This is a genomic window from Methylobacterium sp. Leaf456 (assembly GCF_001425465.1).
In the GTDB taxonomy this organism is placed as follows: domain Bacteria; phylum Pseudomonadota; class Alphaproteobacteria; order Rhizobiales; family Beijerinckiaceae; genus Methylobacterium.
This window is the reverse complement of sequence record NZ_LMQV01000014.1, coordinates 21,623-46,530: the sequence shown is the minus strand read 5'-3', so window position 1 is coordinate 46,530 and position 24,908 is coordinate 21,623. Positions and strand designations below refer to the sequence as shown.

15 protein-coding genes and 2 pseudogenes are annotated in these 24,908 nt (G+C 66.5%); 9 read left to right on the top strand and 8 right to left on the bottom strand.

The window, feature by feature from the left end; translation table 11 throughout:
• Positions 1-400: pseudogene (locus ASG52_RS27670) on the top strand (hypothetical protein); the annotation flags it as partial.
• A 171-nt stretch (positions 401-571) separates the two neighbouring features.
• Here the strand turns inward: ASG52_RS27670 and ASG52_RS12460 are convergent.
• Together ASG52_RS12460 and ASG52_RS12455 are read right to left on the bottom strand one after the other, a co-directional pair.
• Positions 572-673: pseudogene (locus ASG52_RS12460) on the bottom strand (transposase); the annotation flags it as partial.
• 219 nt (positions 674-892) lie between these two features.
• The gene (locus ASG52_RS12455; protein ID WP_082552515.1) at positions 893-2,692 is read right to left on the bottom strand and encodes a glycosyltransferase family 2 protein; all 1,800 of its coding nucleotides are present in this window, start codon (positions 2,690-2,692) and stop codon (positions 893-895) included.
• A 931-nt stretch (positions 2,693-3,623) separates the two neighbouring features.
• Here ASG52_RS12455 and ASG52_RS12450 point away from each other — a divergent pair.
• Positions 3,624-8,318: a glycosyltransferase family protein gene (locus ASG52_RS12450; protein WP_156383915.1), complete on the top strand. Its 4,695-nt coding sequence runs from the start codon at positions 3,624-3,626 to the stop codon at positions 8,316-8,318.
• A 37-nt stretch (positions 8,319-8,355) separates the two neighbouring features.
• Here the strand turns inward: ASG52_RS12450 and ASG52_RS12445 are convergent, their stop codons facing one another.
• Both ASG52_RS12445 and ASG52_RS12440 read right to left on the bottom strand, forming a co-directional pair.
• Positions 8,356-10,323 carry a glycosyltransferase 61 family protein gene (locus ASG52_RS12445; protein ID WP_056243405.1) on the bottom strand — a complete coding sequence of 656 codons (1,968 nt, stop codon included), beginning with the start codon at positions 10,321-10,323 and terminating at the stop codon, positions 8,356-8,358.
• A gap of 42 nt (positions 10,324-10,365) precedes the next feature.
• A complete protein-coding gene (locus ASG52_RS12440; RefSeq protein ID WP_056243403.1) occupies positions 10,366-11,181 on the bottom strand; it encodes a hypothetical protein in 816 nt (271 codons plus the stop codon).
• Positions 11,182-11,772: 591 nt separating this feature from the next.
• Between ASG52_RS12440 and ASG52_RS12435 the strand changes: the two genes are divergently transcribed.
• From ASG52_RS12435 to ASG52_RS12425, 3 genes are all read left to right on the top strand, one after another.
• Positions 11,773-13,122 (top strand): glycosyltransferase family 92 protein, encoded by a 1,350-nt coding sequence (locus ASG52_RS12435; protein ID WP_056243402.1) that lies wholly within the window; start codon positions 11,773-11,775, stop codon positions 13,120-13,122.
• A gap of 864 nt (positions 13,123-13,986) precedes the next feature.
• A complete protein-coding gene (locus tag ASG52_RS12430) occupies positions 13,987-14,772 on the top strand; it encodes a class I SAM-dependent methyltransferase (RefSeq protein WP_056243399.1) in 786 nt (261 codons plus the stop codon).
• A gap of 256 nt (positions 14,773-15,028) precedes the next feature.
• On the top strand, positions 15,029-16,510 hold the full coding sequence (locus ASG52_RS12425) for a D-alanyl-D-alanine carboxypeptidase (protein WP_056243398.1): 1,482 nt from the start codon (positions 15,029-15,031) through the stop codon (positions 16,508-16,510).
• Between the two features lie 245 nt (positions 16,511-16,755).
• Here ASG52_RS12425 and ASG52_RS12420 read toward each other — a convergent pair whose 3' ends face one another.
• On the bottom strand, positions 16,756-17,451 hold the full coding sequence (locus ASG52_RS12420; protein ID WP_056243395.1) for a J domain-containing protein: 696 nt from the start codon (positions 17,449-17,451) through the stop codon (positions 16,756-16,758).
• Between the two features lie 71 nt (positions 17,452-17,522).
• Positions 17,523-18,704, bottom strand: a complete 1,182-nt coding sequence (locus tag ASG52_RS12415; protein ID WP_056243393.1) for a S1C family serine protease — start codon at positions 18,702-18,704, stop codon at positions 17,523-17,525.
• 427 nt (positions 18,705-19,131) lie between these two features.
• Here ASG52_RS12415 and ASG52_RS12410 point away from each other — a divergent pair, with 427 nt between their 5' ends.
• Positions 19,132-19,347, top strand: coding sequence for a hypothetical protein (locus ASG52_RS12410; protein WP_056243391.1), 216 nt, complete (start codon positions 19,132-19,134; stop codon positions 19,345-19,347).
• Here ASG52_RS12410 and ASG52_RS28765 read toward each other — a convergent pair.
• Positions 19,340-19,702, bottom strand: coding sequence for a hypothetical protein (locus ASG52_RS28765; protein WP_502691054.1), 363 nt, complete (start codon positions 19,700-19,702; stop codon positions 19,340-19,342). The genes ASG52_RS12410 and ASG52_RS28765 overlap by 8 nt on opposite strands.
• A gap of 36 nt (positions 19,703-19,738) precedes the next feature.
• Positions 19,739-20,335 carry a hypothetical protein gene (locus ASG52_RS27125; RefSeq protein ID WP_156383914.1) on the bottom strand — a complete coding sequence of 199 codons (597 nt, stop codon included), beginning with the start codon at positions 20,333-20,335 and terminating at the stop codon, positions 19,739-19,741.
• A 35-nt stretch (positions 20,336-20,370) separates the two neighbouring features.
• Here ASG52_RS27125 and ASG52_RS12405 point away from each other — a divergent pair, with 35 nt between their 5' ends.
• The 3 genes from ASG52_RS12405 (at position 20,371) to ASG52_RS12395 (ending at position 24,906) form a co-directional block, all read left to right on the top strand.
• Positions 20,371-20,853 (top strand): hypothetical protein, encoded by a 483-nt coding sequence (locus ASG52_RS12405; RefSeq protein WP_056243389.1) that lies wholly within the window; start codon positions 20,371-20,373, stop codon positions 20,851-20,853.
• A 90-nt stretch (positions 20,854-20,943) separates the two neighbouring features.
• Entirely contained in the window at positions 20,944-23,109 is a 2,166-nt protein-coding gene (gene scpA, locus ASG52_RS12400) for a methylmalonyl-CoA mutase (RefSeq protein WP_056243388.1), read from the top strand.
• Positions 23,110-23,478: 369 nt separating this feature from the next.
• On the top strand, positions 23,479-24,906 hold the full coding sequence (locus tag ASG52_RS12395; protein WP_056243385.1) for a mannose-1-phosphate guanylyltransferase/mannose-6-phosphate isomerase: 1,428 nt from the start codon (positions 23,479-23,481) through the stop codon (positions 24,904-24,906).
• The last annotated feature ends 2 nt before the right edge of the window (positions 24,907-24,908 follow it).

The window sequence follows — 24,908 nt, the reverse complement described above, 5'->3', positions numbered from 1 at the left end:
CCGCGACGTCGATCTCTGCGTTGGAGCCTTCAAACCCTTCCGGCAGGTGGGTCCTTTTTGGACGCCGATCCTGGGTCCCGATTGGACGCCGATTGACAGGCTGAGCTACGGTGACCTCTCCGCCCTCGTGGCCACACGCATCGGCCGACAGGCCTCGAACCTGCTGTGGGAACTCGCCCGAGATCGGCTGAGCCTCACCGATGAGGCGGCATTCGTGGATGCCGTCAGCGACAGCTTGAGCGCCGGCGCCTTCGACCTCGTGGTGCTCGGGGACGGTATCCGCTTGGAGAGCGTGGATGCCTTCGTGTCGACCGACGAAGAGGCTCAGCTCGCATGGTTGGTGCAGACGAGCGATCGGCTCGTGTCAGCCTTTCGGCCGCGCTTGTCCGCGCTCGGTTAGCGATCAGGCATTTGTCTGATGGCAGACAGTCGGTGATATGGCGTTGGGCGGGGCGAATGCCAGCGACGGTGCAGTCGTGCGGATCAGGTCCTCCACTGCCTCCGTAAAACGCTGCACGGCTTCCTCGGCTTCGCGGCGGTGGTCGTCGTCCCTCGTGAGCGGGCTTACAGTCACGTCGAGGTCGCGCGCGGCCTGCGCGACACTGACACCCCGTTCCCGAACCAGTCGAACCGCCTTGATCTTGAACTCACGTCCGAACTTGCGACGCTGCATGGAGCACCTCCTGCTTCACCATCACACCTAAACCAGGTGTCCGTGAAACCGCAGCAGGCCAGTCTGCACCTCGATCTGGCGCAGCTTCACAACGACCTGCTCCGCGCTCGTCTTCTGTCCTCGCCGTATGTCCGACTCCTTCGATCCTGGCTGATCCTCTCAATCGGCCTGGTCCAAAGCCAGCTGGTCAGGTCAGTAGAATTATAAATATACATTTCACTATGACATTATCAAACTTGCGGAAACTTCGGGAGAATAAAGAACTTGGCGATGTCCATCATGTGTACCGAAAAAAATGCTCAGGCAAGTTTGTATGGTTTGCGAGCAGGCAGCGCTCAATTGCAGTTTCTTGACGGACTCCGGCGTAAACACCAAACAATGGTACGGAGCCTTGCGAGCCAAATTTCCATGCATACGGTAAGAAAAGCTGGATATTTCTATGTATTGCTCGATTTGCGATGGAGTTAAGTCTTCGGGCAAACTGTTTTCCTGCGTACTAATTTCTGCTGTGTAGAGACGGCCGGTGAGGACGTCAAAATGACCTTCCCGCGCGGCGGCGGCATAGACCTGCTTCCAGCGGCCTGAGAGCACATACTCAGCATTCACCAGCAGCAGAGATGACGCGCGCAATCCATCGCAGTGGGCGGCAAGTGCTGCCGACACGCTCGGGAACGCGGTCGCCTCTCCATCCGGACCGACGCCCGCAGCACCTTCGCTGCCCTGAGGCCAAGCGGCCGCAAGATGGCGATAATTGGCGACGACCGCGCGATTGGCCTGCCGCCAACGCGCGAACGCCGCGGCATCGCGGGCGTGGACGAACACCGCCAACGGCGTGACCGGCGCATCGTCGGCATCTCGCAGGTCGGGCAACCGCATCCGCAGACGCAGCCGCGCCAAGTTTGAGACGTAGTCCTCGACGAAGGTGATCTGATTGTCCGCCCGAGCGATCCGGTAGCGACACAGCGTCACCGGCAGGAACACCGGCGGACGACACGCGGTGTAGCGTAGGATCAGTTCCCAGTCGACGAGGCGGCGCATGCTCTCGTCGAAGCCGCCGAGTTCGTTGTAGCAGCCGCGGCGATGCATGAAGACGTTGAGGTCGATGAAGTTGCGTCGTTCCAGACGGCTGCGGTTGAATGGCGCCGCACGTAGGAAGCGGAACTCGTCGCAATCGAGGTGCGGTAGATATTCCCAGACTTCCTGACCGGCGTAGGCCGTTGTCGCTTCAGGTGCCGTGCGGAAGGCGTCGAGCATGCAAGCGAGATAGTGCGGGCTCCAGATGTTGTCGGAATCGAGATAGGCGACGAATAGTCCGCTAGCCGCGCGCAAACCGGCGTTGCGGGCGGCCGAGACACCGCCATTCTGGGGCAATTCGATCAGGCGGATGCGCGGATCGTCGAAGCTCTTCGCCACGTCGGCGCTGCCGTCGGTGCTGCCGTCATCGACGATCAGGAGTTCGAAGTTCCGATAGGTCTGGTCGAGGACGGACCGCAACGCCTCGCCAACAATCGTCTCCCGGTTGAACACCGGCATGACGACGCTAACAAGATCGGTCTGCGGCGCCGACTCGGAGCGGGCGATGCGCAACATCCGCTCCAGCTCGACCGCACCGAGGATGGCCGGAATATCGTCCATTTGGCCGTAAGGCATCCGATCCTCATTGAAGGACCAGCGCAGAAATTGCTCGAAGTCGAAATCAGCGTTAAACCCTCGGCTCGGATTATCAACCCGAAGCTGCTCTTGAAGCAGGATTTCTTGTTGTCCGGACCGACGCACCACTACATCCAATGATTTTTCCTTGAAAACAGAATTTGGAAGCGCAATTTCAAATCCGTGATGTCCATTGCCGACTCCCGCCTGTTCGAGATCCGACCGAAAAATATCAGCACGCACTCCACTTATGAATACATCCTTTCCAATAGAAACATCCAATATTAATGGAATTTCAGGAAATAATTGGTTCAACGCCCAGCCCTTGAGGCGGCCGGCAAAAAGAGTTCCGAGCCTGATCTTATACATCAACTAATTTTCCGAACCTCAACAGCCTGCTTTCGGCTCGTAATCTTTTTTAGAGCGCATCGGTCGAATGGCGATGCCCATGGCCGTGCCGAGTCTGGCCAACAAGTCTTCATAACCATCAGTGCATTGGCTGCCAAGCTGCAAGGCACCGCGGAACGTCGGCGGTGGTGTCACATTCACCGGCGATATCGGGAGCGGCAGGGCTTGGCCTGCTCGTTCGGCAATCGCTGAGTTGACCGGACCGGCGGTTTAATCTCGCCGAGCGGTTGCGAGGCGCCGATCGTTTGATCCGCCCCGGTGGTGAATGTCTCGTTTGCGCGACAACTCGACGCCCCCGACAGCCTGGCGCTCGATGTACCAACAAATGATGGCAACCGTTCCCTGCTAAGCGGTCTACCGGAAGGCGGCGACCAGTGGGACGCCCTTAGTGCCTAGACGATCAGCAGAATACGCAGCTGAAGCGCGAAACGCGGTGGACATCGACCGTGCCGGAGGGCATGCGCATCGTTGGCGCACGGTGCCGAGCCGCGCCCGCCGTATTGAGCCCGGCATTTCCTCAATCGAGGCTGCAGCGGATGAACACAGCCTTCGCGGCACCTCGTTGACAGCCGATCGTGGCAGACGATCAGAACACGTCGATCAATCGGTTCGTTCGATGGTGGTCCCTTACAGTGCCGCTCGCTCGCGATAGACCGCCAGCGCGCCGGACGATTTGTGGCACTGTCGCACGCCTATTGCGTGCAACGCGCGGAAAGTACAGTTTCAGTTGGTGCACTGGCGGAGCGGCAACCGTGCACTTCCGGTGCATGGGGCTTCGCCGACGCCGGGCGCCTCATAGACACCGAATCGTGACGATTTAAACGCTGAAAGTGGCGCGATCCGGCGGTAGGTCGTGCCCACAGCGCGTTCGAGGATGCAGGAAGCCATCACGATGTCGGGTGACGTTCAAGCTGATGAGCCGCTGCCGCGTGTCACGCTCACTGAGACGTTGGAAGCGCAGCCCACCATCAAGCCGGTGAGCCACCATCCCAACGCGAGCCTCGCCAACCTCGACGCGCCCCCTGCCTATCGCGGGATGATCGATTCGTTCGACGGGTTTGTCTTGAAAGGTTGGGCCTTGTTCGCCGCCGATCCAACAAAGCCTGTCGGGCTCGAATTATGGATCGCGGACGTCCTGGTGGTCCGGTTCACGACGGAGCAGGCGCGGATCGATATCGCGCAGATCGTGGGCCTGCCGGTGCAGGCGGGCATCCTGTTCGATCTCGAGGCCGCGCCTCGGATAGAGGCCCATCGGGCCGTTGCAGCCCTGCAACGACTTGCCGTCGACGTGGTCGAGTTGAGCGAAATCCTGTCCGTCCGGATCGAGGGCACTTCTCTGCAGTTGCCACTGAGCCGTCGCGCCCGTGCGATGCATGTCGAGATCGCCCGACTCGTCGGGCACCTCGCCGTGGGACGTAGAGATCTCGCACCCGATGTCCGAGACGTCGCGTCGACGAACGCTGTCGTCGATCGCGAACCGCTCGGCTGCAGCCTCAACCTCGAATCCTCTCCACATGGCGTCCGCGGCGCATTGCGGGCGGCGGAGTTGGTTCTGGCCGGGCGACCGCGCGCCGGGCTGCTGCTCGACCTGTCGGGCGCCGTCGAAGGCGGGTGCCTCGTACTGGAACGCCGCGAAGGCAAGTCGCCGCTGCTGCTCGACCTGATCTTCCGCGCCGCGCCGGAGGTGGTCGTCGAAGCAAGGCTGGGTTTGGATCAGATTGCGCAGCCCGCAGCCGATGCCGAGGGATGGTGTCGTCTTCTTGCTTTCTGGCCGGCAGACAATGGCCAGGCCGAGTTCGCCCTGGAACTACCCGGTGGTGGTGAGGTCGAGTTGGCCCTGCTCCAATTCACCCCTCTGCCCCCGGACAGTCCCGGGCTGCCGACGACCTCGTCCCTGCGATGGGCCGAGGCGGGATTGGCGGCTCAGCCCGACCTCTCCGTCCTGGCCCTCGGGGGCGGGTCGAACGGGGCGCGCCGCTTCCTGATCGTCGGCCCGGCCGCGGAGGGTCGCCCCGGCGGAGTCGTGGCCCGCACCGAGGACGGCGCGGCCCGCTGCTTCTCCGAGATGCGCGTGCTCGGCCCGAACTTGCGCTACCTCGAAGTAGTGGCCGGCCGCCCCGGGGCGGGGATCGAGCTTCTGGGCGTGACCGGGGACGGTTCGCCGCTCCCTCTCGAAGTGATGCCGGGGCTCGACGGCGCGGTGCTCTCGGCGGAGGCCACCTACCACGCGGGCGTGCTGCGCGCCGAGATGCGCTTCGCGGCCGATGCGGTTCCCCCCGGTACGACGGTCGAACTGCAGTCCGGCGGCCTCGGACTGTACCGCGCCGTGCTGGAGACCGACCCCCTCGCCCCCGACGCCAGCCGAGCCGCGATGGAGGTCCGCGCCTCCCGGCGCACGGCGGAACTCGGCCTCGCCATCGTCCTGCCGACGCTGGGCTTCTCCACCCCCTGCCGCCTCCTGGCAGCGGACGAGATGCCGACCAAGCCCGCGCTCCTGCCGCCCGCCGAGATCGATGCTGACGGCGAGGTCACCGGCTCGGTCGATGGACTGCGCATCGATTCCGCCGGGCGGCGCTTCGTCACCGGTTGGGCGCGCAGCTCGGACGTGGGCGGCGGTCCGGTCACCATCGACTTCGCGATGGACAGGTTGCCCGTCGCCGGCGCGCTCGCCGACCGCAACCGGCCCGACGTCGTCGCGCGCCTGGGCGGCTCCCCCCATTGTGGCTTTCAGGTCGAGGTTCCGAGCAACTTTCTCGCGGGCCGCGATGTCGCCGTGGTGGCCGCGCCGCGCTCCATGGCCGACAAGGCCGGCATGCGCGACCGCAACTGCCGCCTGCCGCCGTACGGCACGCGCCTCGACACCCGCCCGCGCGGGCCGCGCCTGCTCGTCGCCCCGCCCGCCGCGCGGGAGTCCACCGCGAGCGTCGCCGCGATCATCCTCAACCAAGACGGCTCGGCGCTCCTCGACGCGATGCTGGAGAGCGTCGCGCGCCACGACCCGAGCGGGTTCCGCCGCATCCTCGTCATCGACCACGGCTCCGAGGACGACAGCGAGGCGGTCGTGGCGCGCCACGCCGCCGGCCTGCCGGTGACCTTCGTGAAGCGGCCACGCGACGCCTCGTTCTCGGAGTCGAACAATCACGGCGCGGCTCTGTGCGACGAGGAGGTGCTGCTCTTCATCAACAACGACATCGTGCTGACGGAGCCGCTCGCGGGCGCGATGGCGCGCGCCCTGGAGCCGGGGGTCGGCCTCGTCGGCATCCGCCTGATGGACCCGGTCGTCGCCGACCGGACCGTGACGCACCAGGCGCAGCAGCATGTCGGCGTGCATTTCGAGCCGCTCGGCGGCGGCGTGATCCAGCCGATCGAGTCGCGCTACCTCACCGATGTCCCCGGAAGCGACACCGACCGGATCGCCACCCCGGCGACGACGGCGGCCTGCGTCGCCATGCGGCGCGACCTGTTCGCCACGCTCGGCGGCTTCGGCGAGGAGTATTACTACGGCTGGGAGGACACCGACCTCTGCCTCAAAGTGCGCGCCGCCGACCTGTCGGTGCTCACCCTGAACGACCTTTCGGCGGTGCATGTGCGCGGCGCCTCGCGCCGGCTGATGACGCAGCGGCAGATCGCCCGTCGCCGCCAGAACGAGCCCGCCTTCCGCGACCGCTGGACCTACGCCCTGCGGCGGGTGATGGCGCAGGCCGGGCCGGACGAGCACGGCTACTGGACCGGGCGGCGGATGGCGATCGGCTTCGTCGTCTCCGAGGTCGGGGAGAACGCGGTCGCAGGCGACTACATGACCGCGCTCGAACTGGCGCTAGCCTTCTCCGAGCGCGGGCCAATCCAGTGCTTCTTCTACGCCAAGACGCAACCCGTCGATGCGCTCGGCCTCGACAGCCTGATCGTCATGACCGACGATTTCGACGTGCGGAAGGTCGCCAACCGCTCAACGACGTGCCTGCTGATCGCCTGGGCGCGCAACTGGTTCCACCGCTGGGCGGCCCAGCCCTGGCGCGAGCTGTTCGGCCACTGGTTCGCCTCGTCCGAGCGCGCCTGCGAGTATTTGCGCACCGAACTCGGCCGCGATATCGGCCTCCTGCGGATCGCGACCAACCCGGCCCGGTTCTCGCCGGGCCCGGCGACCGCCGCCTTCCGCTGCACGGTGAGCTTCACCGGCAACAACTGGAACAGCCCGCGCGACATCAACACGCTGCTGCCGCGGGTGCGCGACCTCGACCTGCGGCTGTTCGGCAACGGCTGGGACCGAGACGAGGGCACACGGCCGATGGACGGCGGCTTCCAGCCCTATCACCGGCTGCCCCAGGTCTATCGCAGCAGCGACCTCGTGATCGACGACAGCAACTTCGCCACCGTCGCCTGGGGCTCGCTCAATAGCCGGGTGTTCGATGCCCTGGCCACGGGCACGCTCGTCGTGACGAACAATGCGGTGGGCGTGGCCGAAGCCTTCCCCGACCTGCTCCCGACCTACCGCGACGCGGCCTCGCTCGAAGCCACGATCCGCGAGGTTCTGGCCAACCCGGAGCAGCGTCGCGCGCTCGCCGACCAAGCCCGCGCCGAGGTTCTGCGCCACCACACCTACACGGTGCGCGCGCAGGAGATGTTCGAATACATCACCCGGCGGGCGGAAGCCGGCCTGCGCATCGCCATCAAGATCGCGGCGCCTTCGCTCGAACGGGTCGAGGGCTGGGGCGACTGGTACTTCGCCCGCTCGCTGCGGCGGGAACTGGAGGCGCTCGGCCACACGGTCCGGATCGACTGCCTCGACATGTGGAACGACGCCCAAACCCACGGCGACGACGCCGTGCTGGCGATCCGCGGCCTGTCGCGCTACCGGCCGCGCAAGGACCAGATCAACCTCCTGTGGATCATCAGCCACCCTGACATGATCAGCGCCGAGGAACTCGGCGAGTACGACCACGTCTTTGCCGCGAGCGAGGTGTTCGTCCGGCACTTCGACCGCATCGTGAAGAAGCCGGTCGAGTTCCTGCCGCAATGCACCGACCCGCAGATCTTCCATCCCGAGGCGCAAGCCCCCGCGCCGGGGCAGGAACTCGTGTTCGTCGGTAATTCCCGGCGGGTGCGCCGCCAGGTGGTGGCCGGGGCGGTGGCCTCCGGCCTGCCGCTGCGCATCTACGGCCTCGACTGGAAGGGTGTCGTGCCGGATGCCAATCTCATGGACGGCACGGTGCGCAACGAGATGGTGGGTGACCTCTATCGCGGCGCCGGCATCGTCCTGAACGACCATTGGGACGACATGCGCCGCTGGGGCTTCATCTCGAACCGGCTGTTCGACGCGGTGGCCTGCGGTGTGCCCGTCGTCTCGGACGCCATCGAGGGCCTCGAAACGCTGACGAGCGGCATCATTCGCACCTTCGGCCGCGAGGAGGATTTGCCGGGCCTGCTCGCCAACACACTGTCCATGCCCCCCGACGCCGCGGCTCTGCGGCGGGCGGCCGAGGCGGTGATCGCCGACCACAGCTTCGCCCGCCGTGCCGCCCGGTTCGACGAGGTCCTGCGCGGCGAGGATGCCCTGCGGGCGCGGTTCAAGCCGGTGCGGGCGGCTTAAGCCCACTCCCTGCGCTGAAGCGGCCGGCAGCGGTGTATCAGGCCGAGGCCGCCGCGCCGGCACCCGCCGACGCGGCAGCCACCGGCGGCGGCGGTGCCGGCTCGGGGCTCGCCAGCACCGCCGCCGCGGCCGGCGTCTCCTGGGCCGGCGCCTCGACGATCTGTAGCGTCTGCAGCAGCGCCTTCAGCACGCCGACATCCACGCGCATGTCGCGGTTGGGCGGCGACAGGCCCTCGTCCCCGGCCTCCTCGCACCCTACGACGTGATGCACCGCGCCGGACAAGGCAGCGAGTTCGCCGTACATCTTCGTCCGGTAGCGTGCCTTCTGCGGCATCAGCTCGACGACGACGGCGCCGCGCTTGGTGAAGACCGTGTGGGCCAGGGCCGAGCCGTGCGGGGCGACGATGACGTCCGCCTGCCGGAACAGCGCCACCTGCTCCTCGAAAGGGATCCGCTCCATCGCCACGGTGACGAAGCCGGCCTCCGTGAGCAGCGCCGTCACCTGGTCCTCGTTGACGATGCGCCGCGCCGTGGCGAGCGACCGGCTGATGAACACGCGCCTCGCCGGCTCGCCGGAGGGGGGCCGTTCGAGCGCGCAACGGCGCATCGGATGGAGAGCCTCCGCGATGCAGCTCGCCTTCGACGCGCAGAAGATCGCCTGCGCCAGAACCTGCTCCTCGCCCGGCAAGACCATCAGGCTGCGCTCCAGGCCGAAATAGCGCAGCATGTCGAAGAACAGGTCGCCCCACTTGGCTTCGAGATGGCGGAGCATGTCCTGTCGGACGACGACGACGGCGTCGGGATAGCTCTCCCTGGCCAGGATGGCCCGCGGGATCATGCCGATCAGCAGACGGTAGAAGTTGAGGTACCCGTAGGACAGGAACAGGATCGCTGGCCGCGCCACCGGGAACGGAGCCAACGCCGATTCGCCGCTTCGTCCGGCCGCCCGCTTTTCGACCCAGCGGGCGAGGTCGTTCTCCGATATGGCGACGTGGTTGAACGAGGCCGGCGCTCCGCCGACGTGGCGGGCCACCCCGTCCTCGTCGAGGCGGAGGGTGTCGACGCGCAGACGACGGGAGGTCCCCGCGACATCGACCGGATAGCGGTGGACGAAGGCCGGCTCCCGGTCCTCGAACGACTCGTACGTCGTCGCCTCAATCGGGTGGCGGCGCGTGGCGCGGCGGTTGCGGTCGATCCGGTCGCGGATGGCACCCCGGAACACGGTCAGATCGCGATCGATCGTCTCGTTGCGATCGTGGTCGGCGAAGTAGGTCCCGATGCGGCCGGCATACTTGTCGGTGCTCTCCGGCGGCCGGTTGGCGTTGCCGCGCTCGCGCTTCTGCTGGAATTCCTGGTTCGATTTCAGGACGTAGTGGTTGACCTGCGCGACGGCGTGGACGACCGACCGGGTGAAGCCGTTGCGCTCGATCTCGATTGGGCGGCCGAGCGTATCGACGTAGGCGCCGCTCTTGAGGAACGAGCGGTGGATGTGGACGTCGCCGGTGCAGACGACCTTCGAGAAGGTCTTGCAGTGGCGGTTGACGTGATAGTCCCGCGCCGCCGCACGATCGAACCGCGTCGTGATGAGTTCGTCCTCGAAATACGCATTGCCCGAGGTTCCGAACACCTTCCAATTGATCGCAACGGCACCGACGTCGGGCGCGAAGCGATTGAGGAAATCACTCACGACGGTATCGGATTTCAGGTTCAGGAATTCGTCGATGTCGACAAAGAGGATCCACTCCGCCGATGTCCGGCCCAGCGCGTCGCGATAGGCGGTGAGTTGCGGCGAGGCGCCCGGAACGCTCGGCCAGTCCCGATAGACGATGAGGCCTTGCGTCTGCATCGCGTCGAGCGTCGCTTGGCTGCCGTCGGTGCTGTCGTTGCTGTAGATCAGGATCTCGTCGAAGCCGAGCAGCTGATAGTAGGCAACCCATTCCTCGATATACATCGACTCGTTCTTCGCGATCGCGCAGACGGCCGTTCGGATGTGGGGGCTGTACATCGATGAGTTCCTCAACGTTCGGCGACCTCCGAGGGGACGGACTTACGGGGGCGGCAGGCGCAGGACCCGCTCAATCTTCTCCCGCGGGAACCCGCGCGCGCGAAGGCGGTCGATCTCGGCCTGGACCTTAGTCCGGTCCTGCCGGAAGGCCGGATTGCGGACCAACTTCGCCATGTAATGCTCGAAGCTGAGCACCGGATGGTAGATCTTGTCGTCCTTGTCCTTGGTCTCGACGAACGCTTCCTCCAAGAACGGCGGATCAAACTTGAATGTGGAACTGTCGTACATCGGCTTGATGCTGTTGAAGTCGCGCACCGTGAAGCCGGCCGCGACGGCGGCGGAGGCGAAGAACGCCTCGTCGTTCGGCCACAGCGTGTTGTCGGTCAGCATCGTGTTCGGCATGGCGTCCGATTGCTCCCGACGCAGCCGGTAGGCCGCCTGGATGACCGGGGGCTTGGCGAAGACCAGGGGGAAGCGGCAGCGGAACACCGTCATGCCGAACCTGTGGCAGGCCGTGTGCCAGGGCCAGTGCGCGTTCGCCTGGATGAAGTCAACGAGGAAGCAATCGCCCTCGGCGGGGAGGCTTCCGAAAAAGTGATCCGGCGCCCGATCGGTCGAGAAGCGCACGTCGCCTTCGGTCAGCAGGATGTCGTCGGTGACGCCCGTCTCGGCGACCAAGTACAACACGTAGTCGCCGCACTGCCACAGCGGACGCCGGAGGTTGGTGAATAGGCCGAGCTTCTCGACCTTCGCGACGCTGATCTCGACGACATCGTGCGGCCCCGTATCGAACCGGCCGGCAGCGAAGTCGGCGGCGAAGACGACCCGGTAGCCGCCGTCCGACAGCCATTGGGCCATGCGCAGGGTTTCGTCCGACCCGTAGTGTGCGCGAATGACGACCGTTATCATAGGACTTTCCAACCCAATCCGTCAGGCCGATTCGGCTGTGAAGATTGAGATTGCAGCGATCGAATGCTTGTCGCGCGTGGGCCGGCGCGAAAACATGCCTCCCTCATGCTGGTTCTGTTGCGCCATCGTCTACTCATGAAGGCCCATCTCGGATCGAAGCTCCCGACGACCCTACAGCCCCTCGACAAGCACGATCAACTCCCGAGAAAATTTCACCTTTCGATTGCATTTCACCCGATCGCATGGGCTCAGCAGTTCGGGCGTGCTTTCCGACGGTCGCCTTACCCCTCGGGCGGCCTGCGGGCGGCGTTCGAGGGTCTCGGGATACGGTGCCCGAGGAGCCGTCAGGGCCCGTGCCGAAGCCTTGCTAGGGCTTGCGTCGAAGGGTAGATGCATCCTCTCGACAGCCTTGAGGCCGGTGGAGCTTCCCGCAGGGGCTCGGCCGGGAAGCAAGTCGAGCCGGCGCCGACATCCAGTCGATTGCCGTCATCGCTCTTTGCAAACATGTGCCGCAGAATGATGCGGCATCAAGGTGTCCAGATGGAAAAGGTTTTCGACGTCTCTGTAGTCGCGATTGTCAAAGACGAGGAAACTTATCTGGAGGAATGGATCGCCTACCACGTCGCCATCGGTGTGGAGCACTTTTTCATCTTCGACAACAACTCGACCGACAATACCCGGCAACTGCTGCGGAAATACATCACCCTCGGCCTCGTCACGCTCATCGACTGGCCAATGAAGCCGGGGCAGATCTTCGCCTACAATTACGCGATAAAGATATTCGGGCTGACATCTAAGTGGATGGCCCTTATCGACATCGACGAATTTATCAACGTCGTCGATGACGTGAAGATCGATAAATTTCTGGAAGGGTACGCCGATTACAGCCAGTTGCTGGTGCCGTTCCTGTTCTACGGTAGCTCCGGGCACATCCTGCGCCCCGACGGCTTGGTGACGCAGAGCTACCTGCACGCCGAGGCCGAGACCGACAAGGTGGTGAAGTGCATCGTCCAGCCCTCCCGGGTAGCCTATGCCGACGTCCACCAGTGTTTCACCATCGACCGGCAGACCGTGAACGAAAACCGCGAGATCGTCCACGAGGGCTACCGCGTGGAAGCCGCCTCGGGCAAGAAGATCTCCATCAATCATTACTATACGAAGTCGATGGAAGAGTGGATCGGCAAGATCCGCAAGGGCCAGGACGATGAGAAGAAGAAGACCCTCGAACTGTTCCACGCGAAGGACTTCAAGGTCCCGAACACGTCGATGACCCGGTATCGGGATGCGATCACTGGCACGATGGCGCGGCTCGATGCCTACGAGGCGTCGCCCGCGACCTTCGCTCCGCTCTCCAACCTGTCGCGCCTGTCCTATTCGCGGGCGTGGTTCACACGGGCGCATCAGAGCATCCTCGGCTACCGGAGCGCGCTGGTCGAGCGGAAGCGCGACGCGGTCGTCAACAAGGTCGATCTATCCCGGGATCAGGCGATCCTGAACCTCAAGCCGGAGATCGACGGCGACGAGGTCGTCTCCGGTGCGGCGAGCGCGATCGAGGACGGCTTCCGCGGGTTCTTCAAGGAGGTTCTGTACCAGGCGTCCGCCCCCGGTCCCGAGGTCAGTGCGGCGATCACGGCGAGCGATTTCGGGCGGTACAGCTTCAATGCCGTCGTCACCTCCACGGAAGGAACTGTGCTGAAGGTCGTCATCGCCGGGCTGTCGCCGAACGGGGACGCCATCGAGCAGACCCGGACCATGCGCATCCAGCCCGGCCGCTCCGTGATCGTCGCCTCGATCGGCGAAGCCAGCCATCGCTGCACGTCGTTGACGATCGACGTGAAGGACAAGCAGAACACGTCGATCAACAGCTTCGATCTGCGGCGCTACTTCTGAGCGTTGGGCGCGGGGGCACCGGCGCGCACGCGTAGAGAACCGGTTCGGTCCGCCGCTGCTTGGCGGAAGGGGTCTCACTCATACTATCGTCCGCCGGCGTTCGCGGACAGGTGCCTGCGTTGCATATTTCTTATATGAAACAGCGGCTTATGGTGCCGGCTCCGGTGGCTGTGTTCGCTGGCGTTGACCTGACCGGCATTTTGGACCGAACCAATAACCTACTTCCTTGGCAGCGTGGTGCTGATCAAGGCGGCCGGCATGCCGCTGGCTCGGGTCGTCGACGACCAGCACCGCAAGACTGGATAGAGTAGCGCGGACCAAACTATAGCGGCCAAGATCAAAAAAAATTAAACATAATTTGCGATCTCTAGTCCGCATTCCAATTTTCAGCTACAGATTTATGAAGCAGTTCCGAGTTGACGTAGACTTAAGTTTTGTTGGCTTTTTGCGACTTAGGTGATCCGCTCCGAGGTGAACGGGTTCGGTGCCTGCGCTTAATCGTGCGCCCCAGAGGGGCTTCCAGCTTGATGGTGAGTTGCCGATGTCCAATGAAAGCCGAGAGGAAGGATGAACCGGCGCACGGAGGTGGAACGTCCGTTTCGGGGCAAGCGGCCGGGGTCCGGTCACCACCCTCAGCAGACTTTTACACAATCAAGCTGAATGGGTATTGGCCCTGAGGGTGAACGCGCGGGCCGAGGCGTTGTCCATCGACAAGGGGGCACCGCTCCGCTAGCGGTCCGCGCCCATGGCCGACCGACCTCCGGTTCGGGGCGTGGCGCGATTACGGCGCGCGGGTCCGGACACCGTCCCGTCCCCGCCGGTTCGGATCGCGCCACACGCTGTGGGACGAGGAGAAGGACGCGCATGCCGCTGCTGGAGAAGATCCGCCGAACGTTCGCGGAAAGCGGTGTGCGGGGCGCGTTGAACCGGGGCCTCGGCTTCGGGTACCGTCGCGGCCTGCGCCCGCTCCTGCCGAAAGGCCCGCCGGCGCGCATGGGCGGCGTGCCCACCTGCTATGAGATGAAGCGGATGGACGCCCACGTCCCGCTGTCGTGGCTGCCGTGGTGGGCCACCGATCCGACCGGCTGCCCGAGTTACGAAGCCGCCCTTGTGGCGGGCCTCAACGCGCATGTCCGGCCGGGCGACCGGGTCGTCGTCGTGGGCGGCGGCATCGGCGTCACCGCGGCGGTGGCCGCCCTGCGCGCCGGACATTCGGGCCGTGTCGATTGCTTCGAGGGCAGCCTGACGAACTGCGGGTTCGTCCGCGAGACCGCGGCCCTGAACGGCGTCGCGGAGACCCTGCGGGTCCATCATGCCGTGGTCGCGCAGGGCATCGCCGTCTACGGCATCGCCGCCGAGGCGGGCGCCGTCGTCCCCCCCGGCGACCTGCCCGCTTGCGACGTTCTCGAACTCGATTGCGAAGGGGCGGAGGTGCAGATTCTGCGCGAGATGACGATCCGGCCGCGTGTCCTGCTCGTCGAGACGCATGGGATCTACGGGGCGCCGACCGCGCTCGTGTCCGGCCTGATGCAGGCCGCCGGATACACGGTCTCGGATCTCGGCTGGGCGGAGCCGCTCCTGGCCGAGGCTTGCGCCCGCGACGACGTTCGAGTGCTTCAGGGCCTGCGCGACGGGCACGCCGGAGGCTGAGCCCGGCGTGCCCGGACCGGCCGAAGGCAATTCCCGACGAACACGGCCCGGAGGCGCACCGGGCTTTGTGTAAAAAGCTCTTAACCCCTGAGGCGAAACGACGATCTCGTTTCCATGCTGCACAGCATTAACGCCCGCGTAACCGCACTGCCTCTACCGTGACATCCAGAGAGTGCGGAATTCGGCCAGCCGGCCATCCGCGGACGACTGGTGCGAGCCGGGCCCGAGCCCCGGCGGTCGAGGCGAAGGTTTCGAGATGCGTGGCGTAGAAGGCCGGACCACGGGATCCCGTGCTGCCGCCGTCCTCCTCCTGGCGGCGGGCGTCCTCACCGCGGCGGTGGCCCCCGCCGAGGCGAGGAAGCGCGGCGGCCATCACCGCCCGGCGGGCGGCGGCTACAGCCCCCCCTACGCCGCCATGGTGGTGGACGTGAAATCGGGCCGCACCCTTCACGCGGTCAACGAGGACGCGCTGCGGCACCCGGCCTCGATCACCAAGGTGATGACCCTCTACATGCTGTTCGAACAGCTGGAGAAGGGCCGCTACGAGCTCGATTCCGATCTCGACATCACCGCCAACGCCGCCGCGCAGGCGCCGTCGAAGCTGGGCCTGCGCCCCGGTTCGACCATCACGGTCGAGGAGGCGATCAAGGCGCTCGTCACCAAGTCAGCCAACGACGTGGCCTGCGCCATCGGCGAGAACATCGCCGGTTCCGAGCCGCGCTTCGCCGAGATGATGACGCGCAAGGCCAAGTCGCTCGGCATGAGCCGCACCAACTATTCCAACGCCTCCGGCCTGCCCGACCCGGACCAGATCACCACCGCCCGCGACCTGACGATCCTGGCGCGCGCCATCCAGGACCGCTTCCCGCGCTACTACCGCTACTTCCAGACCCGCTCCTTCGCCTTCCGCGGCCGGGTCATCGGCAACCACAACCGGCTGCTCGGCACCGTCGAGGGCGTGGACGGCATCAAGACCGGCTACACCCGCGATTCCGGCTTCAACCTGATGACCGCGGCCCGCCTCGGCGACCGCCAGATCGTCGCGATCGTGCTCGGCGGCAAGTCGGGCGCCAGCCGCGACCGGATCATGGCCGACCTCGTCCGCTCCAGCCTGCCGCGCGCCTATGCCGGCGCCCGCCAGACCAACCCGGTCACGGAGGTCGCCGAGCGCGGCCGCCCGGCCGTCATTGCGGAAGCCGGCTCGCGCACCCGCACCGAGGTCGCATCGGCGGACGACGACGAGGTCGAGACCACCAGCTCGACCAGCCTTTCTCCTCCGGCCTCGATCGGCACCACCACCCCCGGCATGCGCCGCCCCGGGCTTCAGGCGCTGCCCGGCGCCGCCCAGGCCTATGCCGGATCGGCCGCCCAGGCGCCGTTCCCCTCGGCCAGTGGCAAGACCACGGCGCGGCTGCCCGCCGTCGAGGGCGTGGCCTCCCGCACGGAAGCCCCGCCGAAGGACGCCCGCACCGACGCGTTCCGCCCGGTCACGCCGACCCCGTGGGTGATCCAGCTCGGCGCCATGGACGACGAGGACAAGGCCAAGTCGATCCTCTCCGACGCCCGCACCCGCACCGGCGCGCTGGCCAAGGCCGCCCCCTACACCGTGCGGGTGACCCATGGCGGCACCACGCTCTACCGCGCCCGCTTCTCCGGCTTCACGGAGCAGGGCGCCGCCCAGGACGCCTGCGCCGCCCTGAAGAAGAACGGGTTTACGTGTTTCGCCACCCGGAGCTGATTTTTTGAAAGTATGGGGCCGGCCCTCGTTCAGGGCCGGCTCTGACGTCTTCCGCTGACTCACCGATTCGGGTGGGGCGCTCTCCTCCCCCTTGTGGGGAGGAGGAAGGAGATGGGGGTGGTTCGGGAGGCACCGTAACGCCTCATCCTGAACCACCCCCACCCCCAACCCCTCCCCACAAGGGGGAGGGGAGAGGCGGCACGACACCCAAGTCCCAAAAGAAATCTGACAACGCGCGTGGAGTATCAGCGATGTCGGTCCAAAAGCCTGTCCCGCGCCGCGTTGACGCGCGCCGCCCGTTCGACGCTGCCGCCCTGGTCGGGGTGGGCGCTCTTCATCAGCGCCCGATGGGCCGCCCGGACCTGCTCCAGGGTCGCCCCGCGCTCAAGCCCCAGGACCTGATAGGCCTCCTGCTCCGACATCGTCCCTGGCTGCGCCGGGCGGCCCGGCCGCGGGTGCGGATCGCGATCAGCGTCTACACGCCAGCCGGGATGCCGGCGGTCGAGATACGCCTGTAGCAGCCCCGCGCCCTCCGGGTCGTTGCCGGCCAGCAGCAGCGACAGCTCGGCGAGGTCGGCCGGCGGCACCTCCGAGAAGCGGCGTCCGGAGTAGGGACCGACGAAGATGTGGCCGTCGAGCGGCGCGCCGTCGGGCGCGAAGTCGAGTTCGACGGAAGCCGTGCGCCGCCGCTCGGGCTTGGGCTTGCCGCGCAGGCCCGGAATCCGCTGGAGCACGCCGTCGCGCCCCTCGTGCAGCCACACGCCCGCCAGCCCGATCACGCCCGCGAGCACGAGGCTGCCGCGCAGCGACAGCAGGAAGGCCGCGGCGAACGCGGCGTAGCCGGCGAGCCGGCGCGGGGTGAGCCCGAACGGAAGGCGCCCGCCGCTTCGGCCGAGCCACCAGAACCCGACGAGCGCCAAGAGGCCGAGGGCGATGAGCATGGTTGGCTCATCGACCGGTTCGACGCCCGCGTAAAGCGGCTGTGGAGCCGCAATCGGTTACAACCGCGGAGTCACAACCGCGATTGCGCCACGTCGGCGGTCGTCACCCGCACCGTCCGCACTCGCCCGTCGCGCTCGACCAGGAGATTGACCGGCTTGTCGAGGCCGGCATCCTCCACCACCGCGGTGAGGTCGGCGAGCCGATGCACGGGGCGGCCGTTGGCGCCGACGATGACGTCGCCGATCTCGCCGGTGCGGCGGTCGATGCCGGTGAGGCCGGCCTGGGCCGCGGGCGAGCCCGGCAGCACCTGCACCACCACCACGCCGTCGATGCCGAGCCGGGCCGCCGCCGCCTCCTGGCCGGCGATGATGCCGATGCCGGGGTTGCGCACCCGCCCGTTCTTGATGAGGTCCGGCACCGTGCGGTTGACCACATCGACCGGCACCGCGAAGCCGATGCCCGCGCTCGCCCCCGAGGGCGAGTAGATCGCGGTGTTGACGCCGATGAGCCGGCCGGCGGAATCGAGCAGCGGCCCGCCGGAATTGCCGGGGTTGATCGCCGCGTCCGTCTGGATCACGCCGGCCAACTCGCGCCCCTCCTGCGTCGGCAGGCGGCGCTGGAGCGCGCTGATGACGCCGGTCGTCAGCGTGTGGTCGAGGCCGAACGGGTTGCCGATGGCGAAGGCCGATTGCCCCACCTTCAGGTCGGCGGAGGTGCCGAGCGCCAGCGGCGGCGGCATCTTGGCGACGCGCCCGAGCTGGAGCACCGCGAGGTCGTAGCTCTTGGCGGTGCCGACGAGGCGGGCGCCCACCACCTCGCCGGAGGCGAGCCGCACCGAGATCGATCCGCCGCCCTTGGTCGCGGCCTCGACCACGTGATTGTTGGTGACGACGTGGCCGGCGGCATCCCAGACGAAGCCGGTGCCGGTCTGCGAGCCGCCGCCGCCCTGCTGCTGCCGGCCGCCCTCCTCGCCTTGCCCGTATCCTTGCCCGAACTGCCCGAACTCGTCGTCCGGCTCCATCAGGGACTGCCCGCGGGCGGCGGCCTTGGCGAAGACGTGGACCACCGACGGCGAGGCGCGGGCGAACAGATCGACGGTGGATTTTTCCAGCGCCGAGAGGTCGCCCCGCGCCGTGACCGCGCGCGGGCTGTCGGCGGAGTAGAGGAAGGCCAGGATGTAGGGCTGCGCCACGAAGACGACGAGCAGGCCCAACGTCACCCCGAGGGCGATGCGCACGAAACGATCAGGCACCGGTCGAATTCTCGCGGAACGGGTCGGGCCGCCCTCGGCACCGAATTTGGGCTTAGCTGTGTCGGGTGTGGCCGGCTTTCAACGAATCCCCGCTTTCCAGACCCGTCCGGGAGGGTGCGGCAGCGCACGGTCACGCTCGGGCCGTGAGGGTAACCAGTTGGTCACTGTTTCATATGCAGTGTCGAAACACTGATGAAAAAGCATCGGTGGGCGGGCGCGGACCAATCCTTGACCAAACCAAGGCAAGGTCGGCGTGAGGAACTGCGACGAAACGGTGACCGCTCGGATGACGAGCACCCGAATTGATCGCAAAGCCGCCCCAGAGATGCTTCGATCACCCTGGAAACTCTTCGCAGATCGGCTCGGCGACACTGTTCGCCGGGGCGGTCCTCTGCGGACGGACACGGTTCGAAAGGAAGAACAAGAGATGGAAACCGAAGCTCTCGAACGACCTGCAGACCTCACCATCTGGCGCACCCTGCCGGCCTCGTCCCCGCTGGCCCAGCCGCTGCGCTACGACACCCTGCGCGAGGCGCTGCTCGCCGCCCAGGGCGCGATGCGCGACCCGGCCCAGCAGCCCTGGATCATCACCGAGGAGGGCGAAATCCTCTCCCCGAACTGGATCCGCACCTACCTCAACTGATCGTTCCGGCCACCGTGCCGGGCAAAGCGGGATCGGAGGCCGGCGCGGCCTCCATCGGCTCCGGCCGGTTCACCGGCGTGGTGGACACGATCATCAAGAGGAACCACGAGCCGCGCTGGGCCGCCGAGACCGGCGGCCCGCCGGCCGCCTGGCTCGGGTAGAGCCGGACGCGGGCGCCGGTGCCGATCGTCTCGGCCAGCCCGAAGCCGACCAGAAGCGGCCCGTCGCGCGCCGCGCTCGATTCTTGCGCCCACGACTTTCCCCGCGCCGCGCGATTCGCCCGGCCCTTGCCTGTCCCTGAGAGACGAGCGGAAGCAGCGGCTGCAAGGCCGGTCCGAGCCTGTTTCCTGCTCAAACGGCGTGCTTTCGGCGTTCTGGATAACCGGCACGATCACAGCGGACCGGGCTGGGAAACCGGCCTGAGGGTTGAATATTTATCCAGAATCATTTTACCAAAAACATTCCTTTTATACTCAAGCTCCACCGTCTTTCCAGGGGTGAAGTCAGGTCCGCAATACTCTCGCTTTGTAAGGTTTTGTAGTAAATCTGTTTTCCCGTGTCTAATGTATATTTCGCACTGATTCGAAGAATTGAACCCTTTCGTCGTGCGATGATTTATCGTGCCGGTGGCGGTTTCCGAAATGCCGAATCCTTGGCTAAAAAATAAAACGAATACGCCGATGGGGATTATGAGCGATGCAGCCAGCGCAACTTGTTTGATGAATTCGAATATTTCTTTCCTCGTCCATCGATGAAACTTCACGCGCATCGCAAAAAGGCCTGATGCAAAAATTCCATGTCGGAGCGCGTGGCTGTGCCGGGTGAGATGACGATCAACGACACGTGTGACGGGGCCTGCTCGCGATGCCGGTGCCTGCGATCCGTCAGGAGGCACGCGCCATGCACTTGAAAGAGGGCATTTTGACAGGCCGAAGCGGCGGCGTGGACCAGAGGGGCGCTTTGGCGTTGGTTGTCCCTCGAGCCGCAAGCGAAATCGCGGATTCGTGATCCGAGGGAGGGGGCGTGCAGGCAAGCATCGAGCAACCCAAAACGGTGCGGCGCGTGGAGCGCGAACTCGCCCGGCTCGACGGGCTGATCGCGCGGGCTCGCCTCAGGCGGCGTCTCTTCCGGGGGCTGCGCGGCGGGCTCGGCGCCGGGGCGACGTTGCTGGTGCTGCTCAAGGCCAAGGTCGCGGCCTCGCTCGGGCTGAAGCTGGTGATCGCCGGCGTGGTCGGGCTCGGCTTGGCGTGGCCGGTGGCCGTGCTGGTCTTCGTGTTCGTGGCCGGGCTCGTCGTGACGATCCTCGGGGCGCTCACGGGGGAGGGCGGCCTGAGCGGGAGCGACTTCGACTGCTCGTGGGATTGCGGGTGCAAGCGCGAGCGGATGAAGCGGCTCAAGCATCTCATCGCTCTGCGCCGGGCGTGGCTCGCGGCGCCCAATGGGCCGGCGCCGAGCATCCGGCGCGATCCGGGCCGGCGCTTTCTCACGAAGAGGCGGCGCGCGTGAGGGCCGCCCAATGGACAGTAGCCGCGTTTGGTGGCTTGCCTATAATGCCAAAAGAAATTTGCCGTCCTCCGAACCCGCCGAGACCACCGCATGTCGTCACGGATTCCCGATTTCGCCGCGCTCAGCCTGTCAGACCGGTTGTTCCAGGCGCCGCCGCCCCCGGTCGGCGAGCCGTGGATGACGCCCGAGGGCATCCCGGTGAAGGGGTTCTACGGCCCGCAGGACCGTGAGGGGCTGGAGGGGATCGGCTCGTTCCCCGGCCTGCCGCCCTACCTGCGCGGGCCGTACCCGGCGATGTACGTCACCCAGCCCTGGACGATCCGGCAATATGCCGGCTTCTCCACGGCCGAGGATTCGAACGCGTTCTACCGGCGCAACCTCGCGGCGGGGCAGAAGGGCCTCTCGGTCGCCTTCGATCTCGCGACCCACCGCGGCTACGATTCGGACCATCCCCGCGTCTCGGGCGATGTCGGCATGGCGGGCGTCGCGATCGATTCAATCTACGACATGCGGACCCTGTTCTCCGGCATCCCGCTCGACGAGATGACGGTGTCGATGACGATGAACGGCGCGGTGCTGCCGGTGCTCGCCCTCTACATCGTCGCGGCGGAAGAGCAGGGCGTGCCGCCGGAGAAGCTCGCCGGTACGATCCAGAACGACATTCTCAAGGAATTCATGGTCCGCAACACCTACATCTATCCCCCCAAGGGATCGATGCGGATCATCTCGGATATTTTTGGATATACGTCCAGAAATATGCCGAAGTTCAATTCGATCTCGATTTCCGGCTACCATATGCAGGAGGCCGGGGCGACGCAGGATCTCGAACTCGCCTACACGCTCGCCGACGGCGTCGAATACATCAAGGCGGGTCTGGCCGCGGGCCTGACCATCGATCAGTTCGCCCCGCGCCTGTCGTTCTTCTGGGCGATCGGGATGAACTTCTTCATGGAGATCGCCAAGATGCGGGCCGCGCGCCTGATCTGGGCCAAGCTCGTCAAGGAGTTCGATCCCAAGAACGACAAGTCGCTGCCGCTTCGTACCCATTCGCAGACGAGCGGCTGGTCGCTCACCGCGCAGGACGTGTTCAACAACGTCACCCGCACCTGCATCGAGGCGATGGCGGCGACCCAAGGCGGGACGCAGTCGCTGCACACCAATGCGCTCGACGAGGCGCTGGCCCTGCCGACCGACTTCTCGGCCCGCATCGCGCGAAACACCCAGCTCTTCCTTCAGCAGGAGAGCGGCACGACGCGGATCATCGATCCGTGGGGCGGCTCCTACTATGTCGAGCGCCTGACCGCCGACATCGCCGCGCGCGCCTGGGACCATATCCGCGAGGTGAACGAACTCGGCGGCATGGCGAAAGCCATCGAGGCCGGCATCCCGAAGCTGCGCATCGAGGAGGCGGCGGCCCGCGCCCAGGCGCGGATCGATTCCGGCCGCCAGACCATCGTCGGCATCAACAAGTACAAGCCCGACGACGAGATGAAGATCGAGCTGCTGCGGGTCGACAACCATAACGTCCGCACGATGCAGATCGACAAGCTCAAGCGCCTGCGCTCCGAGCGCAGTCAGGCCGACGTCGATGCGGCGCTCGCCGCGCTGACCAGGGCCGTGGACACGAGCGACAATCTGCTAGAACTCGCGGTCAACGCGGCGCGGGCGAAGGCCACGGTCGGCGAGATCTCGGAGGCGCTGGAGAAGGCCTGGGGCCGTCACCGCGCCGAAATCCGCTCGATCTCAGGCGTCTACAAGCGGGAGGTGGGCGGCATGTCGCCGGTGGTGGAGAAGGTGCGCGGCCTCGTCGAGGCTTTTGAGGAAAACGACGGGCGCCGCCCGCGCATCCTCGTCGCCAAGATGGGTCAGGACGGGCACGACCGCGGCCAGAAGGTGATCGCCTCGGCCTTCGCCGACCTCGGCTTCGACGTGGATATCGGGCCGCTCTTCGCCACCCCGGCGGAGGCCGCGCGGCAGGCGGTGGAGAACGACGTGCACATCGTCGGCGTCTCCTCGCTGGCGGCGGGCCACCTGACCCTCGTGCCGGAGCTGAAGACGGCGCTGAAGGAGGAAGGTCGCGACGATGTGATGATCGTCATCGGCGGCGTGATCCCGCCGGGCGATTACGACGCCCTCTACGCGGCCGGCGCCTCGGCGATCTTCCCGCCCGGTACCGTCATCGCCGAGGCCGCGGTGAAGCTCTTGGGAGAGCTCAACGACCGCCTGGGATACGGCGAACGGCAGGCGGCGGAGTAGCGCCGTATTCCGCGCGCGATGAGCGCCCCGCGCAGCGGGCCTCGGTCAAGCCGAGGCCGTCGAGCGGAGCGAGAAGCCTGAGGTCGCGGACGCGACCGCCAGCGCTCGATGCCTGAGTAAGGCCACGCCCTTAAGCCTAACCGTTGGTTCGGCCGGCGCGGCCGCACGCGCGGGCCGGTTCCCCGTGGTGCGGCGCGGCATGTTGGGCTAAGACTCCCCGATTGAACGGGCGGCGACCGGCATCCTCACGGGGCGCACCGGTCCGGTTCGCCTTCGGCGACGGAGGGTTCGCAGGTCCGCATCGGCGTTTTGCGCTGCGGCAGACGAACCCTTCGCGAACGGCCGGCACGGTTTGAGAGGGATGGCGTGATGTCCGACGGGGGCCGGATTCTCCCTGTGATCCTGTGCGGGGGCTCGGGCACGCGGTTGTGGCCGGCCTCGCGCGAAAGCATGCCCAAGCAGTTCACGCCGCTGGTCGATCCGAATTCCTCGACCTTCCAGGCCACGGCCCGGCGTGTCGCCGACGCGGCCGTGTTCGCCCGGCCCACCGTCATCGCCTCGGCCGAATCCCGCTTCATCGTCGCCGAGCAGCTGGCGCAGGCCGGCGTCTCCGCCGACATCGTGCTGGAGCCGGATCGGCGCGATTCCGCCGCCGCGGTCGCGGTCGCCGCGCTCCATGCCGCGCGGCAGGGGCCCGAGACGGTGGTGCTGATCCTGGCCGCCGACCACGTAATCGAGGATGCCGCCGCCTTCGCCGAGGCCGCACGCCAAGCCGCCGCCGGGGCCCGGCTCGGCCAGATCATGACGCTCGGCATCGCGCCGCACCGCCCGGCGACCGATTACGGCTATATCCGCATGGGTGCCGCGGTGCCCGGCGCGCCCGGCGTCCACCGGGTCGAGCGCTTCGTCGAGAAGCCGGACGCGGCCGGCGCCGAGCGCCTGATCGACGAGGGCGCCCTGTGGAATTCGGGCTACTTCCTGTTCCGCGCCGACGTGATGATCGGCGAACTCGAGACTCACGCCCCCGACATCCTCGAAGCGGCCCGCGCCGCGCTCGACGCCGCCACCACCGATCTCGATTTCGTGCGCCTCGACGGCACCGCCTTCTCGCGTGCGCCGAAAACCTCGATCGACTACGCCGTGATGGAGCGGACCACCCGCGCCGGCGTGCTCAAGGTCTCGTTCGCGTGGTCCGACGTCGGCACCTGGGACGCGGTGTGGCAGGTGCTGGCCCGCGACGCGCAGGGCAACGCCGTGCGCGGCCGGGTGGAACTCGTCGAGACCACCGGCAGCCTCGTCCACAGCGAGGGCGAGGGCCTGACCACCGTGGTCGGTCTCGACGACGTGGTGGTGGTGGCGACCCCCGACGCCGTGCTGGTCTCGTCGAAGTCGCATTCCGGCAAGGTCAAGGACCTCGTCGGCGTGCTGCGCGAGAAGGCCCATCCGGAGGCCGACGCCCATCGCCGGATGTACCGGCCCTGGGGCTGGTACCAGCGCATCGACATCGGCGAGCGCTTTCAGGTGAAGCGCATCATGGTGACGCCGGGCGGCCGGCTATCGCTGCAGAAGCACTTCCACCGGGCCGAGCACTGGGTCGTGGTCAAGGGCACGGCCGAGGTGACGCTGAACGACCAAATCATCCTCGTCCACGAGAACGAGGCGGTCTACCTGCCGATCGGCTCGATGCACCGGCTCACCAACCCGGGAAAAATCCCGCTGGAGCTGATCGAGGTTCAGGTCGGTTCGTACACCGGCGAGGACGACATCATCCGCGTCGAGGACGTCTACGGGCGTTGAGG

Excerpts from the sequence above, each read along its gene's own strand:
- ASG52_RS12430 (WP_056243399.1), top strand. The coding sequence starts at position 13,987 with ATGCCGCTGCTGGAGAAGATCCGCCGAACGTTCGCGGAAAGCGGTGTG.
- ASG52_RS12420 (WP_056243395.1), bottom strand. The coding sequence starts at position 17,451 with ATGCTCATCGCCCTCGGCCTCTTGGCGCTCGTCGGGTTCTGGTGGCTC.
- ASG52_RS12410 (WP_056243391.1), top strand. The coding sequence starts at position 19,132 with ATGGAAACCGAAGCTCTCGAACGACCTGCAGACCTCACCATCTGGCGC.
- ASG52_RS12455 (WP_082552515.1), bottom strand. The coding sequence starts at position 2,692 with ATGTATAAGATCAGGCTCGGAACTCTTTTTGCCGGCCGCCTCAAGGGC.
- ASG52_RS12445 (WP_056243405.1), bottom strand. The coding sequence starts at position 10,323 with ATGTACAGCCCCCACATCCGAACGGCCGTCTGCGCGATCGCGAAGAAC.
- ASG52_RS12435 (WP_056243402.1), top strand. The coding sequence starts at position 11,773 with ATGGAAAAGGTTTTCGACGTCTCTGTAGTCGCGATTGTCAAAGACGAG.
- ASG52_RS12450 (WP_156383915.1), top strand. The coding sequence starts at position 3,624 with ATGTCGGGTGACGTTCAAGCTGATGAGCCGCTGCCGCGTGTCACGCTC.
- ASG52_RS12425 (WP_056243398.1), top strand. The coding sequence starts at position 15,029 with ATGCGTGGCGTAGAAGGCCGGACCACGGGATCCCGTGCTGCCGCCGTC.
- scpA (WP_056243388.1), top strand. The coding sequence starts at position 20,944 with ATGTCGTCACGGATTCCCGATTTCGCCGCGCTCAGCCTGTCAGACCGG.
- ASG52_RS12395 (WP_056243385.1), top strand. The coding sequence starts at position 23,479 with ATGTCCGACGGGGGCCGGATTCTCCCTGTGATCCTGTGCGGGGGCTCG.
- ASG52_RS12440 (WP_056243403.1), bottom strand. The coding sequence starts at position 11,181 with ATGGCCCAATGGCTGTCGGACGGCGGCTACCGGGTCGTCTTCGCCGCC.